This is a genomic window from Dysgonomonadaceae bacterium zrk40, assembly GCA_016916535.1.
Classification (GTDB): Bacteria; Bacteroidota; Bacteroidia; order Bacteroidales; family Dysgonomonadaceae; genus Proteiniphilum.
Window position 1 is genome coordinate 109,405 of record CP070276.1, and the last position, 16,431, is coordinate 125,835.

At 49.5% G+C, this 16,431-nt stretch carries 10 protein-coding genes; all 10 read right to left on the minus strand.

Features of this window, described 5'->3' with window-relative positions:
* Positions 1-89 precede the first annotated feature (89 nt).
* Positions 90-917 carry an orotidine-5'-phosphate decarboxylase gene (pyrF, locus tag JS578_00510; GenBank protein ID QRX63785.1) on the minus strand — a complete coding sequence of 276 codons (828 nt, stop codon included), beginning with the start codon at positions 915-917 and terminating at the stop codon, positions 90-92.
* A gap of 3 nt (positions 918-920) precedes the next feature.
* Positions 921-2,669 carry a hypothetical protein gene (locus JS578_00515; protein QRX63786.1) on the minus strand — a complete coding sequence of 583 codons (1,749 nt, stop codon included), beginning with the start codon at positions 2,667-2,669 and terminating at the stop codon, positions 921-923.
* A 7-nt stretch (positions 2,670-2,676) separates the two neighbouring features.
* Positions 2,677-3,393 carry a hypothetical protein gene (locus tag JS578_00520; protein ID QRX63787.1) on the minus strand — a complete coding sequence of 239 codons (717 nt, stop codon included), beginning with the start codon at positions 3,391-3,393 and terminating at the stop codon, positions 2,677-2,679.
* A gap of 18 nt (positions 3,394-3,411) precedes the next feature.
* Positions 3,412-4,497: a peptide chain release factor 1 gene (gene prfA / locus JS578_00525; GenBank protein QRX63788.1), complete on the minus strand. Its 1,086-nt coding sequence runs from the start codon at positions 4,495-4,497 to the stop codon at positions 3,412-3,414.
* 34 nt (positions 4,498-4,531) lie between these two features.
* Positions 4,532-5,701 (minus strand): phosphoribosylformylglycinamidine cyclo-ligase, encoded by a 1,170-nt coding sequence (locus tag JS578_00530; protein ID QRX63789.1) that lies wholly within the window; start codon positions 5,699-5,701, stop codon positions 4,532-4,534.
* 256 nt (positions 5,702-5,957) lie between these two features.
* A complete protein-coding gene (locus JS578_00535) occupies positions 5,958-7,205 on the minus strand; it encodes a tetratricopeptide repeat protein (protein QRX64871.1) in 1,248 nt (415 codons plus the stop codon).
* Between the two features lie 123 nt (positions 7,206-7,328).
* Positions 7,329-9,872 carry a DNA gyrase subunit A gene (gene gyrA, locus JS578_00540; GenBank protein ID QRX63790.1) on the minus strand — a complete coding sequence of 848 codons (2,544 nt, stop codon included), beginning with the start codon at positions 9,870-9,872 and terminating at the stop codon, positions 7,329-7,331.
* A gap of 177 nt (positions 9,873-10,049) precedes the next feature.
* Positions 10,050-13,355 (minus strand): preprotein translocase subunit SecA, encoded by a 3,306-nt coding sequence (gene secA, locus JS578_00545; GenBank protein QRX63791.1) that lies wholly within the window; start codon positions 13,353-13,355, stop codon positions 10,050-10,052.
* Positions 13,356-13,451: 96 nt separating this feature from the next.
* Positions 13,452-15,035, minus strand: a complete 1,584-nt coding sequence (locus JS578_00550; GenBank protein ID QRX63792.1) for an alkaline phosphatase family protein — start codon at positions 15,033-15,035, stop codon at positions 13,452-13,454.
* 25 nt (positions 15,036-15,060) lie between these two features.
* Positions 15,061-16,347, minus strand: coding sequence for a DUF4105 domain-containing protein (locus JS578_00555; GenBank protein ID QRX63793.1), 1,287 nt, complete (start codon positions 16,345-16,347; stop codon positions 15,061-15,063).
* Positions 16,348-16,431: the final 84 nt, after the last annotated feature.

Sequence of the window (16,431 nt, forward strand, 5' to 3'; positions counted from 1 at the left end):
ATATTAGAACGAGATTAGAACCAGATTAGAACCAGATATGGACTATCTCCCTACGAAACGGAGGTATAAAGTAGCAATAAATTGTTGAATCAACCCAAATATTTCTCCAACATCAATTGCATCTCTTGTTGCAACTTTCTTGACTCGTTGGCGGCTGCAGATGCAAAATCCTCATCGTTGCCGGCATAGATGATGTTTCGGGATGAGTTCACCAAAAGACCGCACTGTTGGTTCATGCCGTAACGACACACCTCTTCCAGTGAACCACCCTGCGCCCCCACACCGGGGACCAGCAGGAAATGGTCGGGCACAATCTTACGCACCTCTTCAAACAGCTTGCCCTGTGTGGCACCCACCACGTACATCATCTGATCGGATGAAGCCCATTCTTGTGAGCGGGAGAGCACCTTCTCAAAGAGCGGTTTCCCTACACGGTCCTCCGTCAGCTGGAAATCGAGTGAGCCCTTGTTGCTGGTGAGTGCCAGCAGGATCACCCATCGTTGAGGATAAATCAGGAAGGGCTTGACACTGTCCTCACCCATGTAAGGGGCTACGGTGACGGCATCCACCTTCATCCGGTCGAAGAAGGTGCGGGCATACATCTCGCTGGTGTTGCCGATATCGCCGCGCTTGGCATCGGCAATGATGAACTGCTGCGGGTAACGTTGCCTGATGTAAGCCACCGTCTTCTCCAGCGCGAGCCAACCCTGCACCCCCTGGCTTTCATAAAAAGCCACGTTGGGCTTGTAGGCCACGCAATAGGGGGCGGTGGCATCCACGATTGCCTTGTTGAAGGCGTAGAGCGGATCATCGCTCTCCAGCAGGTGCTCCGGTATCTTGTTGATGTCACTGTCAAGTCCCACGCAAAGAAACGATTGTTTCTTTTCTATCTGATCAAAAAGTTGTTGGCGGTTCATTTATCATTTGTTGGTTATGTTTACTAATTCCAGGTGCCAGGCATCGGTAGGCAGGTCATGGCTATCGATGTTCTTCACCAACAGGAGTTGGTTTCCGTTGTTGGAGGTAAAGAGGTAATGGGCCATGGTTTTATAGTATTCTGCTTTGCCAGTCACGTTGAAGACGTAGTCGTTCAATGTGATGGTGCGCTGGCGGTTGTAGTTGCGGTCGTCGAACGCTACCACGATATTACGACCCAGCGATACGAGCGATGCGTAAGCACCCCATATCACTGAGCGCTCCTTGTTATGATCGAAAGAGCTAAAGTAATAAAAATATTCGTACCCGCTGTCATAGGGAATCAATTTACCGGACTCCCTGATCTCTTCTCCGGTTGATTCATCCGGAGTATGATAGACCTTCCCGTCGTTGGTGCTAAAGAGCAGCTGCTGATCTTCTGAGGTCCAGTACCTGGCCCCGAACCCGGTATGCCAGTAGCTGAGAAGCCTGGGCATAGCGGGATTAGCAATATCGACCAAATAGACCCCGTTGGGGGAGGTTGCTTTCCTGGAGAGCAGCAATGTTGGTTTGCCTTTTAATTTCAGTAGCACATCACCTTCAAACCTGTTCTGCCATAAACCGGCAGAGTGGTTGATCACTTCTGCTGTCTTTCTCTCCACAGAGTAGAGCTCATTGTTTGTATCGGAGAAATAGTAGCGCCCGTTTTCACCATCGGTGATATCGGTGACGATGAAATCGGTGACAAAGCTCTCCTGTCGCTGCAGGGTGGAGAGTTGAAAGCTCTCTATACGGTCGTTCATCCCCACCAGTATCAACTGATTATCTGAAGAGAGTTGTATTGAACTTGGATTTCTCTCCAGGCTGATCACCTGTTTCTCTTTCCGATCCAGCTGGTATGTGATTAACTGTGCCGGGGTCTGGGTGATGAGTATGGCGCAATTGGTCAGCTTGTCAAATTCGGCATCGATCACCTTTCCATCGAGCGGGATCATGGAGTCCGGGTTTTTAAACGAACGGACCACAACCTTAACCGTGATCAGCAACCTGGGATTATCCGGGTCATTCGTCTCCAGGATGATCTCACCTTCATGCGTTCCCGCAGGTAGCTGTTCCCTGTCGGGGATGATGCTGAAAGATGTCTGGCTGAATGGAGGCAGTACGCGGGTACTATCCGGTTGGAATGAGTCTTCATAAACCGACTGTTGCGAAAGTCTGATCCAATCAGGTTTGGCAATGAGGCGGTAAAAGAGATAGCCGTCGGCCTGGTTGGTGAGTGTGAAATCCTTCCCGATGCTCACTGAGTCGAGGTCGATCAGTTGCGGAGTGAGTGCTGCATGCGGGATGCCGGGATTGTAATGCATCACAGGGATGGAGAGAAGTCCGAATCCGTCGATCTCCAGTACGATCGTGCCAAGATCCAGCGGTTCGAGACGAACAGTGGATTCAAAGGGATCCACCTTGATGTCGAAGGTGAGCTTTCCCGATCCATCGATCTCCCCGTGCAGCGATGCGAAGTGAAGGATGCGTGGGTACTGTCCCACTTTATAATGGCTCACCTTGTATCGGTTGACGTCCAGGTCGGCAAGGGTGAGGGTCACCTCGGTAAATTGCGGGGTGGGATACACGAAGAGGGTGCCATCGAGGATATAGGAGTCTGTTCCCTTACTGTTCTCTTCCAGGAAAGAGTCGTCACAGGCCGTGAAAAGGGTCAGCAGTGAAAGAATCAATAGGATGGAGATGGTCTGTTTCATGGCATCATCATTGGATATAGTAACGCAATCCGACGGTAAGATGGATGTTGGAGGCATTGTATTGCTCATCCTTGTCCAGCTTCTGTTCACGGGTGTGGGTGCCATCGGTGATCTTCACCTTCCGGAAGGTGCCGCTGAAAGTGCCGAGGGTGACCCCCAGCCCCAGGTTGGGATGGAACCGGTAATCGGTGCCAATCTCAACGTTCATCGCAAAATTGCCACCGGTGATCAGCAGCTGCTGCCCGATCATGGAGAGCTCACTGCGCAGAAAGGCATAGCCGGCACTCAGGGAGGAGGTTAGACCGATCCTCTTTCTTTTTCCTACAGCGGAGTAACCACCAATGGAGAGACCGACGAAGTTGAGATAATCGCTCTCGCGCAAATCGGTCACGATAAAATGAATCTCATCTCCCGGATCGACCACCACCTCTGCGGCTTCACCCGATGTGTGGTGGAAGATGTACTTGATGCCTATTCCATACTGATCCTTTATCAGGTAATGGATGTCACCATTCAAATTTTTGGCACGTCGAAGTGACTGGTAGAGCTGATCAGTCTTGGCGGTGGTGATCACTCCCTCAATCTCAGAGCCGCTTTCAGCAAAGAGAACTCCTACCCCTCCCGATGCAGAAAAACGAAGAGTGGGGGTGCGCATCGCCACTTGTGCTGTGGCAACAACAATCGTCATCCACAGCAACACTGTAAACCATAATTTTTGATTCATGAATCGTACGCATTATATTCAGAGATTGGCCTCTTTCATTCTTTCTGCATTCTCACTGATCATCAGTTGGTCTATCACCCCCTGGATATCGCCCTCCATGAAGGCGGAGAGGTTGTAGAGGGTGTAGTTGATGCGGTGGTCGGTGATGCGTCCCTGCGGATAATTGTAGGTGCGGATCTTCGCTGAGCGGTCGCCCGTGGAGACCATCGTTTTGCGACGCGAAGCGATGTCTCCCTGTCGTTTAGAGAGCTCGATGTCATAGAGCTTCGCACGCAGCATCTGCATGGCTAGCTCTCTGTTCTGGAGTTGTGAGCGGGCTTGCTGACAGACTACCACAATGCCGCTGGGCCTGTGGGTAAGCTGTACCTTTGTCTCCACTTTGTTGACGTTCTGACCGCCTGCACCACTGGAGCGTGCGGTGTGGAAATCGATGTCGGCGGGATTGAGCTCCAGGTCGAATTCCTCCGCTTCGGGCAGCACCGCAACGGTGGCTGCCGAGGTATGTACCCGCCCCTGTGTTTCTGTCTGGGGTACCCGCTGCACGCGGTGCACACCCGATTCATACTTGAGAGTGCCGTACACATCGCTGCCGGTGACGGTGAAGATGATTTCCTTGAAGCCTCCGGAAGTACCCTCTGTGAGACTGGTCACCTCAGTTTTCCAACCTTTGCTTTCACAATATTTGCTGTACATCTTGAATAGGTCACCGGCGAAGATGGCTGCCTCATCTCCACCTGTACCGCCACGGATCTCCATGATCACGTTCTTGGCATCTTCGGGGTCAGCCGGTATCAGAAGCAGTTTGATCTGTTCCTCCAGTGCCGGAAGCATCTCCGTGTTGGCAGACAACTCTTCATTGGCCATCTGTCGCAGGTCGCTGTCCGACTCACTGTCAAGAATCTGACGTGCCTCCTCTATACCGGCAAGCGCCGTCTTGTAGCGGTTGCGCACCTCCACGATTTTCTGCAGGTCGCTGTACTCCTTGTTGAGTTTCACGAAGCGGTTCATATCGGCAATCACCGAGGGGTCGGTGATCAGGGTGGAGACCTCTTCGAATCGGGCTACCAGGTGTTGCAGCTTGTCTAGCAAAGAATGTTCTGACATATCTGTTTGTATCTAACTCTTGGGGGATGACTTCTCAGTAGACAAAGCGTCCCTTTTCACTTTCTATCACCAGTTCTCTTTTCTCCGATGATTCTACACGTCCAACGACCTGAGCATCGATCGCGAAGGAACGGGAGATATCGATCACCTGTTGTACGTATGCTTCCGGCAGGTAGATCTCCATCCTGTGTCCCATGTTGAACACCTTGTACATCTCTTTCCAACTGGTTCCGGAGTGTTGTTGTATCAATTCAAAGAGGGGAGGAATCGGGAATAAATTGTTTTTCAAAACCTTAAGTCCTTCACCCAGGAAATGAAGAATCTTTGTCTGGGCACCACCGGAACAGTGTACCATTCCGTGGATATTACCTTTTAATTGATTGATTATATGTGATATAACTGGGGCGTAGGTGCGGGTGGGGGAGAGTACCAGTTTTCCTGCATCGATGCCGAGTCCTTCAATCTTATCGGTTAGATGCATGCCTCCTGAGTAGACTAAATCAGCAGGAATGGAACTGTCATAACTCTCCGGATATTTCTGAGCCAGATAATTGGCAAAAAGATCGTGACGGGCGGATGTGAGACCGTTACTACCCATACCGCCGTTGTAGGAATTCTCGTAGGTGGCTTGTCCCGAAGAGGAGAGTCCAACAATCACGTCACCTGCCTGAATGTTGGCATTGTCGATAACGTCCGAACGTTTCATGCGGCAGCTCACGGTGCTGTCCACGATGATGGTGCGCACCAGGTCTCCCACATCTGCCGTTTCACCCCCAGTAGGATAGATATGAACTCCCAGAGAGGCGAGCTCTTCGCATAACTCGTTGGTAGCGTTGATGATGGCTGCTATTACCTCACCGGGAATCAGTTTTTTGTTGCGCCCAATGGTAGATGACAACAGGATGTTGTCAGTGGCCCCCACACAGAGCAGGTCATCCACATTCATGATCAGTGCATCTTGCGCAATTCCTTTCCAGACTGACAGATCACCTGTTTCACGCCAATAGATGTAAGCCAGTGAAGATTTGGTGCCGGCTCCATCGGCATGCATGATGTTGCAGTAATCTGGATCATTTCCCAGATAATCGGGTACTATTTTGCAGAATGCTTTCGGAAAAAGTCCTTTGTCGATATTTTTGATCGCGTTGTGGACATCTTCCTTGGAGGCGGATACACCACGCTGATCGTAACGTTGATTGCTCATCAGATGCTTCTTTCTTATGTTTGTGCAAAGATAATAAATATAGCGTTGCTGTGAGAGCTTCAATGCATTTTATGGAGCTATTATAAAGTGAGATTATATACCTATAATAACAATTATGTTTAATATAAAACTGGAATATCTGTCTCAAGTATCCCCTCCTTCATATTTCAATACTCCTAACGTGTTATAAATAAAAAAAGAGTGACTCGGTAAAAAGTCACTCTTTTTTATCTAATTACTGGTATTGGTGAAGCAATCAGAGATTCAGCTCCTTTTCCACTTCTTCCATTTCTTTCGATTTGTCTACCCCCATGCTGCTAAGATTGTAATAGACATTTCTCAGTTTCAGCAGCGCCGATTCGATGTCATGTGCAGGCGCTTCACGTCCTTTAAGCAACTCCGCAAATTTTTCGAGCGAAGGTAACGCTTTCTGATAAAGTTCGACTGTTTTTTTGTCGTTTTCCATCTGCTGCTGTCTGTCGCTCATCATGGCTGTTTTTTCTTTCAAATCCTGAGCCTGGAGGATAAAGTTTACCGCGATGGCTTCGAGAGCCCTTTCACAGTTGGGATCCTGGGCCAATGCTTTCCTGTATTCTGCTTCGGCTGCATCGTAGTTACCTTGTTCAGCCAGGAGAGCTCCCTTCACGCTGTTCAGGTCGCAACTGTTTTGCGGAGTGTTCTCAATTGCTTTATCCAGATATTGCATCGCTTTTTCAGTGTTCCCTTCGCGGATGAAAACATTCACCAAATTAGGGAGGAAATAGTTGCTGGAGGGGAATTTTTCCGCTCCATCGTAAAGGATCTCGAGGAACTTGGCAGAGTCTCCCAATTGAATATATTCACTGGCCATCAATTCATAGATGTCGCTTTCCTTGTAGGCGCTGTTTTCAATGAAAGGTTCTTTGGCAGCGCGTTGCAGCATGGCAAGTGCACGCTTGTGATCTTCACCCTGAATGGCGGTGATGATGGCATAATATTTGATGGTCTGGAACGTGCTGTCGAGCACGAAAGCATCCTTCTCTCCTTCAAACATCGGCAAACTGGGAATATTCCAGTATACCTCGAAGAAGTCGGTTGCTTTTTTATAGTCACCCTGGTCGTTGTAATAAACACCACCGTTAATGTAGAAGGGATGATTGGCACGAAGGATACCACTAATATCTTTCCGTACTCTGTTTTTCACCCTCCCCTTTGCGTCTGGTAACTCAGCCAGTGAGTCAGCCTTCACATAAGGAGCGTAAGACTCCATCAATCCGTCGTACATCACTTTGTCGTTTGCACTTTTGCCAAGCATGGCATTGGTGCGTTGGAGGTCGAATGCCTTGTTCCCGATATCCCCCCAAATCTTCCAGGTTTCAGGATCGGTTGCAGTTTCAGGATGTTCGGCAGCCTGTTTGATCATTGTTCTGGCTTCATGCAGATCATCACGGCCCAATGCTCTTTTGGCATCCTTCAATGCCGATTTCTGTGCAAAGATGCTTCCGCTGGTCAGAACAGCCATCATAGTAAGGAATAGGATCTTTCTCATGTTGTTCAATTTTTATATGTGTGATTGTTGCAATTGATTGTCACTTTTTCTGTTGTACGTTTTTTGACTGAAAAAAAGCAAAAAGTTTAATCAGTTGTGTCATTCTTCCGGTTCCGGTATCATCGGATCATCAGAAATATTCTCAACAACAGCATCATCCTCAACCGATTCTTCTTCCATCCTATTCACCTTGCAAACCGATGCAATCTGATCACTTCGCTTTTCCAAATTGATGAGTCGTACCCCTTGCGTGGCACGCCCCATGGTGCGAATATCGGAAATATTCAGGCGAATGGTGATGCCTGACTTGTTAATAATCATTAAATCGTTCTCATCCGATACACTCTTAATGGCAACCAGTTTGCCGGTCTTATCGGTGACATTCAGCGTCTTCACGCCCTTGCCGCCACGGTTGGTGATACGGTATACCGGTTCACCACTCTCATCGTCGAGAAAAGTACGTTTTCCGTAACCCTGTTCTGAAACAACCAGGATGGTGTTTTCACTGCCTGGATCCATACAGATCATACCGATCACCTCATCCTGTCCATCTTCGTCGAGCGTCATACCCCTGACACCGGTGGCTGTTCGACCCATCGGACGAACTGCTTCCTCTTCAAACCGGATGGCTCTACCGTTCTTGTTTGCCAGTATCACATGCTTCTTCCCATCGGTTAGACGCACTGAAATTACCTGGTCATCCTCGCGGATGGTGATGCCGTTCACTCCGTTTTGCCGCGGACGTGAGTAGGCCTCAAGTGAGGTCTTCTTGATTACCCCCTGACGGGTACAGAAGAGCAGATAATGGGAGTTGATGTACTCCTGATCGCTCAGCGTTTCAACCCTGACAAAAGCAGTGACTGCATCATCCGGATCAATGTTCAGTAGATTCTGAATGGCCCTGCCCTTCGAATTCTTTGTGCCTTCGGGTATTTCGTAGACGCGCAGCCAGTAACATTTACCCTTTTGCGTAAAGAAGAGCATGTAGTTGTGTGTGGTGGCAGGATAGATATACTCCACGAAGTCCTCCTCACGGGTGTCGGAACCTCTCGCCCCTACCCCTCCCCTGTTCTGGGTGTGGAAATTGACCAATGGTGTCCGTTTGATGTACCCCAGGTGAGATATGGTGATTACCATCTCATCGTCGGCATAGAAATCTTCAGGATTCATCTCTTCCGAGGCGAAGATGATCTCCGAACGGCGTACATCCCCATATTTATTGCGAATTTCGATCAACTCATCCTTAATCACCTCCATGCGTAGTTCCTCATTGTTGAGAATCTCATTGAGGTGAGCAATCAGCTTCTGTATCTCCTCATACTCGGCGCGCAATTTGTCCTGTTCCAGACCGGTTAATTGCCGCAGACGCATCTCCACGATGGCGCGCGATTGGATGTCACTCAACTCGAATCGCTCCATTAACCGCTGAATTGCCTCCTGCGGTGTTGATGAGCTACGAATGATGGCAATCACCTCGTCGATGTTGTCGGAGGCAATGATCAGCCCCTCTAGGATGTGGGCCCGTTCTTCGGCTTTGCGTAATTCATAGCGGGTGCGTCGAATCACCACGTCGATGCGGTGCTCCACGAAAAGCTCGATCATTCGCTTAAGGGTCAGCAATTCAGGCCGGCCCTTCACCAGTGCGATGTTGTTCACGCTGAAAGAGGATTGTAGCGCCGTGAGCTTATAGAGCTTGTTGAGCACCACGTTGGCGTTCCCATCCCGTTTGATATCCACCACGATGCGCATCCCGTCCCGGTCGCTCTCATCGTTGATGTTGGAGATGCCTTCAATTTTTTTATCTGACACCAGGTCCGCAATATGTTTGATCATATCCGCCTTGTTGACCAGGTAAGGTATCTCGGTGATGATGATCTTGTCGTGGGTCTTTCCTGACTCAATCTCGGCACGACCACGCATCACGATGCGACCCCTTCCGGTTTCAAATGCCTCTTCCACACCTTTATATCCATAAATAAAGGATCCGGTGGGGAAATCGGGTGCCTTGATGTGTTCCATCAATCCTTTGATATCGATCTCCCGGTCGTCGATGTAGGCGATTATGCCGTTGATGCATTCTGTCAGGTTGTGTGGGGCAATGTTGGTAGCCATACCCACCGCAATTCCGGAAGAGCCGTTGATCAGCAGGTTGGGAATACGGGTTGGCAACACGGAGGGTTCCAGCAGCGTGTCATCGAAGTTGAGCTGAAAGTCTACAGTCTCCTTGTCTATGTCACGCAGCATCTCTTCTGCCAGCCTATTCAGGCGTGCCTCCGTATAACGCATGGCGGCGGGGCTGTCACCATCAACACTCCCCATATTTCCCTGACCATCTACCAGTGTATATCGCATGCTCCACACCTGTGCAAGACGCACCATCGCATTGTATACTGACGAGTCACCATGGGGATGGTACTTACCCAGCACCTCACCCACAATCCTGGCGGATTTCTTGTGTGGTTTATCGGGGGTGTTCCCCAACTCCGACATCCCGAAAAGGATGCGTCGGTGTACCGGTTTGAACCCGTCGCGCACGTCGGGCAAGGCGCGTGAAACAATCACAGACATCGAGTAATCGATGTATGACGATTTCATTTCATCTTCGATATTGATCTTGATGATTCTGTCTTCCTGATCCATCATATGAAAAAACGTGATTTTTCTCTTTTTTAAAAAAGTGTATGTAGTTTAATATCAAACGGTTCTGATTTCTACAAACAGTCCCCGTTTCAATAGACTAAGATACAACTTTTCCCGCTATTAACAAAAAAAACAGGGAGTTTATTGCCCCCTGTTTTTTTAATTGTTACTGTTTTCTTCTCACTCTTTGCCGTGACAATTTTTGTATTTCTTGCCACTACCACAGGGACAGGGTTCATTCCTGCCCACCTTCTTCTCCACCCGCACAGGTGCCAGCTTTTGTGGCTGCCGTGGCTGTGGGGTAGCACCTCCTCCCTCACCGGAAGCTGCCATGTTACCGCTCTCATCTTTCTGGGTGCGGTACTTGCTGTAATCGGTCTTCTGTTCCGGAGCAGCCTGCTTTACGTGAGCAGGATCCTGGATCGGTATCTGCCCCCTCATCAGCACCGACACCGCCTTCGAGTTGATGTCGCTTACCATGGTGCGGAAGAGATTGAACGACTCCAGCTTGTAGATCAACAACGGGTCTTTCTGTTCGTAGCTGGCGTTCTGCACCGAGTGACGCAGCTCATCCATCTCACGAAGGTGCTCTTTCCAGTCCTCGTCGATGGTATGCAGCAGAATCGTTTTCTCAAACGCTTTCACCAACGCTTTCGAGCCGGACTCATAAGCCTCTTTAAGGTTGCAGGAGACATTGTAAACCTTCTTGCCGTCGGTGATGGGAATCAGTATGTTCTGGTACATTGCTCCCTGGTTTTCGTAGACCTGTTTTATCACCGGGTTGGCAACCTCGGCCAGTCGCTCGGTTTTGCGCTTGAAGGTCTCAAATGCCTTGCGTGTGACCACGTCCATCATCTCGCTCTCCTTCATTCCTTTTGTCTCTTCCTCTTTGAAGGGGATGTCGAGGGCCATCACACGCAGGAGATCAAGTTTCATCGATTGATAATCATCCTCGTTGAGCTCCACAATGTTTTTTACCGTATCGGTAATCATGTTGGCCACGTCGTTCTCGATCCGCTCACCCATCAGTGCGTGGCGACGACGTTTGTAAATCAGCTCTCGCTGTGAGTTCATCACGTCGTCGTACTCCAACAGTCGTTTACGGATGCCGAAGTTATTCTCTTCCACCTTCTTCTGCGCACGCTCAACAGACTTGCTTAACATATTGTGTTCCAGTACATCACCCTCCTGGAATCCCATCCGGTCCATCAGTCCTGCAATCCGTTCAGTCGCAAAGAGACGCATCAGGTCATCTTCAAGCGATACAAAGAAGACCGATGAGCCGGGGTCACCCTGACGGCCGGCACGACCACGCAGCTGGCGGTCCACACGGCGTGATTCATGACGCTCTGTACCAATGATGGCGAGACCACCAGCCTTCTTCACATCGGGTGATAGCTTGATGTCGGTACCACGACCGGCCATGTTGGTGGCAATAGTCACTACCCCACTCTGCCCGGCATTTGCCACAATCTCGGCTTCCCGCTGGTGAAGTTTGGCATTCAGTACGTTGTGATTTATTTTGCGCAGCGTGAGCATGCGGCTCAGCAGTTCAGAGATCTCAACCGAAGTGGTACCCACCAACACAGGGCGCCCCCCATTGATTAGCTTTTCAATCTCTTCAATCACCGCGGTATATTTTTCCCGTTTGGTCTTGTAGATGCGATCGTTCTGGTCGTCACGTACAATCGGTCTGTTGGTGGGAATCACCACCACGTCGAGTTTATAGATATCCCACAACTCACCTGCTTCGGTCTCGGCCGTACCTGTCATACCGGCCAGCTTGCTGTACATGCGGAAGTAGTTCTGCAGGGTGATGGTGGCAAAGGTCTGGGTGGCCGCTTCCACCTTCACATGCTCCTTCGCCTCAATGGCCTGGTGCAGCCCGTCGGAATAGCGTCGACCCTCCATGACGCGGCCGGTCTGTTCATCTACAATCTTCACCTTGTTGTCAATCACCACATACTCATCGTCACGCTCAAAAAGCGTGTAGGCTTTGAGCAACTGATTGACGGTATGCACACGTTCCGACTTGATGGCATAGTTCTGCAGCAACTCATCTTTTTTGGTCGCTTTCTCTTCGTCTGTTTGCGATGAGTTCTCAAGCTCCGACAACTGTGAGGCAATGTCGGGCAGTATGAAGAAGTGAGGGTCATCCGACTTGCCGGTAAGCAGGTCGATTCCTTTATCGGTGAGCTCGATGCTGTTCATTTTCTCATCGTTCACGAAGTAGAGCGGGTCGGTGACGACGTGCATGTTACGCATTTGCTCCTGCATGTAGAATGCTTCAATCTTAAGCATTGCTGCCTTCACCCCCTGTTCGCTGAGGAACTTGATCAACGGTTTGTTCTTCGGCATCGCCTTATAGGAACGGAACAGTTGCAAGGCTCCCTCCTCTTGCACCTTGGGATCGTCGGACCCCATCTTCTGCTTTGCTTCCGCAAGAAGATGCGTGGCCAATTCCCGCTGTGCCTTCACGATCACTTCCACGCGGGGACGAAACTGGTCATAGAGTTGGTCATCTCCCTTTGGCACCGGACCGGAGATGATAAGAGGCGTACGGGCGTCATCGATCAGCACCGAATCCACCTCATCCACGATGGCATAATTGTGTTTTCGCTGCACTAGGTCTTTCGGCGATACCGCCATGTTGTCACGCAGGTAGTCGAAACCGAACTCATTGTTGGTGCCGAAGGTGATGTCGGCTTCGTAGGCCTTGCGGCGGGCATCAGAGTTGGGTTCATGCTTGTCAATACAATCCACCGAAAGTCCATGGAACATGTACATTGGCCCCATCCACTCCGAGTCACGCTTGGAGAGATAATCATTCACCGTTACCAAATGTACCCCCTGGTGGGTCAACGCGTTGAGGAAGACTGGCAGTGTGGCCACCAATGTCTTACCTTCACCGGTAGCCATCTCGGCTATCTTGCCCTTGTGGAGTACCACCCCCCCGAAGAGCTGTACATCATAGTGTACCATGTCCCAGGTGATTTCATTGCCCCCCGTAATCCAATGGTTCTGATAGATGGCTTTGTCGCCCTCTATGCGCACGAAATCGTGTGTGGCAGAAAGGTCACGGTCAAAATCTGTAGCTGTCACCACAATCTCGCTGTTCTCCGAAAATCGGCGTGCCGTATCCTTCATGATGGAGAATGCTTCCGGCAGCACCTCTTCAAGGATCTTTTCATATTTGTCTGTAATCTCCTTCTCAAGCTTATCAATCTGGTTCCAAATAGACTCCCGCTGATCCAAGTCTATTTCCTCCATACCGGTTTTCAACCGTTCGATCTCCGCCTGCTCATTGGCGACATAATCCTTTATGCGCTTTTCTATCTCCTTTGTTCTGTTTCGCAACTCATCGTTCGAGAGCTTTGCGATATCGGTATAGGCTTCCTGAACCCTTTTCACGTACGGGTTCACCTCTTTCAGGTCTCGTTGTGCCTTGTTTCCGAATATCTTCGATATGATATCGTTCAATCCCATAATTCAAATTTTGTTTATTGTGTAGCTGACCTGTTCACCGCCAATAGATTGGGAAGAGTCAGTTCTCCTATTATCTTATAAGTGTGATGTAATATCTTAATAGAGTTCTTCAAGTATCATGCCGGCGGCAGCGTTGGGTGCACGTATACGCAGGCGATAGGAGACCGAGGGTGCTATCGCAGTAGCATCAATGGTACGATTGATCTTCTGTGGTTTAATGTCGTTGCCGAAAAAGATGACAGGAGCAATGACAGCATTGCTACGCTCACGCACCTGCAGATCCGATCCGGGTTCAACAACCCTCCAGCCGGGTTTAAGTTCCAGCATCAGGTCTCCTGAGATCCCGGGGTAATAACCGTTTCGCAGAAAAAGGGTCTGTTCATTGTGACCTGCCTGTGTCATTTGGTTCGCAGTGATTACCTGCTGAATGCCGGCCGACTGTACCAGAAAGGCTGCCGCTTTCTCCTGAAAGTCAGCAAAATCAATCTTGTGGTCTTCCACCAACTTGCGATCGAAGAAGATATGACGGCCGTGATACTTTTTGATCCACTGCTCATGACCGTAGAGTGCCATCAGGTACATGTTGAGGAGTGCCTGACTCCTGTCGGGATGAAAATCGCCACCTGCAGGCAGCATCCCCTCGGGAATGATTTCCTGTTCATTGAAATAACCGGTGGAGACCAGGTAGACAAGGGTATGTTTCAAGCCAACAGTTGCTTCAATGGCATCCAACAATCGACCGATCTCCTGGTCGAGACGGTAGTAGGTATCCTGTATCTCTACTGAGTAGTTCTTGTCGAGCGCTTTTTCATAATTACCGGCGTAGAAAGTGACCGCCAGAAAGTCGGGATTCATCCGTTTCCCCAGCTGGCTACTCTCCAGCACCTTGATCGCCATGTTATTCACCTCACTGTTCACGTAGGGTGACTGCTTGAAAAGCTCGTAGCTATCCTTTTTGTCGTTACCAAAGTAATGCTGAAAACGGTATCTGTTCTTTGTATAAGGAAAAGCATCGTAGCTCTCTATCTCCCGCGAGGGACGCCATGTAATGCTGCCAATGGTGTAGGTGAGTGACTCGTCACTACGGTTTTGTTGGTCCACTGCCGGCTGTTTGTTTTTGTAGAAGGTGCTGGTGGCCCACTTGCCTTTGCTTTCCTCAATCCAGTAGGCACCGCTGGCTGCATGTCCACCCGAAGCGAACGCTTGTGAGGCGTAGGGAGCAAAAGCGTAAACATCTGATTGTCCCCCCGAGGCTATTTTGAGCTCATCAGCGAGGGTGGAGACCCTTATGGGTCGGGGTGAGAGCTTCTCGGTAGTGTAGTTACCCAGGTAACGGTCGTCGGAAAAGGAGGAGATTTCCTGTCCCGTTTCTAACTGATACCTCTTTTCACCTGTAATGCCATGGTAGGAGGGATAGGCTCCGGTAAAAAGTGTAGTGATGGCCGAAGCTCTGTCGGGATTGGGGTAGTTGTATCGTATATTGCTATATACAAGACCATTGCTTATCAGCCTATTGAACCCTTTGTTGTCAAAGCTGTGGCGGAACATCTCCAGATAGTCACCCCGCAATTGGTCCACAGTGATGGCAACCACCAGCTTGGGCACCTCTCCCGAACGGGTTTGTGCAGCGAGTGGTGCAATAGCAAAAAATGCAACCAACGAAGAAAGTATGCGAATCATATTGTTACCGCTCATCAGAATAATATTATTGCCCCCATGCTGCCTTCATCTCCCGGCTGGATGTGAAACGTCTGCTTTTCAGTTTCAGCCTCCTGACCACAAAGAGGTTTGTCGCCGAACGAATCCAGAGACTCATGGAAAAGGGTATGGTTGCCACCGGTAGTTGTTGTGGTATAAACCACCAACAGAGCAAGAACAGCGTTAAGAGTACAAAGTTAATAAAATGATAGACATAAACACCCCTTCGGGCTGATTTCACCCAAAAGAAAAGAGCGGCCAGCAGCGCAACAGGATGCAGCCACACAAGGTTCCAGTTTGGGTTCGTAGCGGGATGTGAAGAGAAGTACATCAGGAAAAAGATGATCACTCCTCCCAACCCGGCAACACCGAAGAGAAGGGTATCATAGATCCTGGAAAAGCGACTCCCGCGCATCTTGAAAACTTGCATCAGTGAGATTATCAGCGTAAAGAGCAATAATAAGAGTGCCGTCACAAGCGGCGTAAAAAGGCTCTGCTTCGCGACACCGTTGCGCACATGGTCCTGTGTGATGATCACCTCAGAATGAGCTACCAGTGGTATTGTGAGTGAATCGTTCTTTCTGATGGTTGCTTCTTCAAAGGAATCCATCAGATAGGAAGGAATGAACATCTTTTCCCGCACGCCAATGGTACTGTCCGATTCCGTACCTATCAGAAGATCAACGCCAAAACTATACCATGGATAGTGTACCAGCGATTCATGTACCAGATCACGATAAGACTGTGGTTTCCTGGTCGGGGGATAGTGAACCACTCCCTCCATATATTTCTCAACCATGTCGCGTGGACGGGTTGCACAGTTATCGTAAAAGTAATTGTAGCGATATCCTCTGTTCTCAGGGAGAGCATTCTCATAAAGGGCGTTGTAGAGCAGCTGTTTCTCCTGCTGTGAGAGGTTCAGTTGTTGTTCCACCACCTGTTGTCCCTTTGCGTTGTATTCATAGAGGAAATCAGCAAAAGAGGTTATCCCAAGGATATAATCGGTTCTACCCCTCACGAAATTATAGATGAATCCCGGTTGTGAGGAATCGAAAAAGCCATAGTTGAAAACTGCATCTATCCCGGTAGAGTCATCCTGTACCCTGATAGCAGTATGACCGAACAGGGCATAGAGGGCCCCGTTCCAGGGAGAGGCGGTAAGCAGGCTAACCGATGCACTGTCATTCAACTGCACCTGTGCATTCAGCGACTGGCTCATCAGTAGCAGGCAAACTGAAAAGAGTGGTATGAAGATTCTATTTCGGGTAAAAAGTGTTGTAACTGCTTGTTTCATCTTTCTCTGTTTGTTCTTTTCAACAATCACAGTTGCAAAAATAGGCAAAAAAAACGGCGGTCTCAACAGATCGCCGTGCAAATT

Coding starts and splice junctions, on each gene's coding strand:
- pyrF (QRX63785.1), bottom strand. CDS start 917: ATGAACCGCCAACAACTTTTTGATCAGATAGAAAAGAAACAATCGTTT.
- JS578_00515 (QRX63786.1), bottom strand. CDS start 2,669: ATGAAACAGACCATCTCCATCCTATTGATTCTTTCACTGCTGACCCTT.
- JS578_00520 (QRX63787.1), bottom strand. CDS start 3,393: ATGAATCAAAAATTATGGTTTACAGTGTTGCTGTGGATGACGATTGTT.
- prfA (QRX63788.1), bottom strand. CDS start 4,497: ATGTCAGAACATTCTTTGCTAGACAAGCTGCAACACCTGGTAGCCCGA.
- JS578_00530 (QRX63789.1), bottom strand. CDS start 5,701: ATGAGCAATCAACGTTACGATCAGCGTGGTGTATCCGCCTCCAAGGAA.
- JS578_00535 (QRX64871.1), bottom strand. CDS start 7,205: ATGATGGCTGTTCTGACCAGCGGAAGCATCTTTGCACAGAAATCGGCA.
- gyrA (QRX63790.1), bottom strand. CDS start 9,872: ATGATGGATCAGGAAGACAGAATCATCAAGATCAATATCGAAGATGAA.
- secA (QRX63791.1), bottom strand. CDS start 13,355: ATGGGATTGAACGATATCATATCGAAGATATTCGGAAACAAGGCACAA.
- JS578_00550 (QRX63792.1), bottom strand. CDS start 15,035: ATGATTCGCATACTTTCTTCGTTGGTTGCATTTTTTGCTATTGCACCA.
- JS578_00555 (QRX63793.1), bottom strand. CDS start 16,347: ATGAAACAAGCAGTTACAACACTTTTTACCCGAAATAGAATCTTCATA.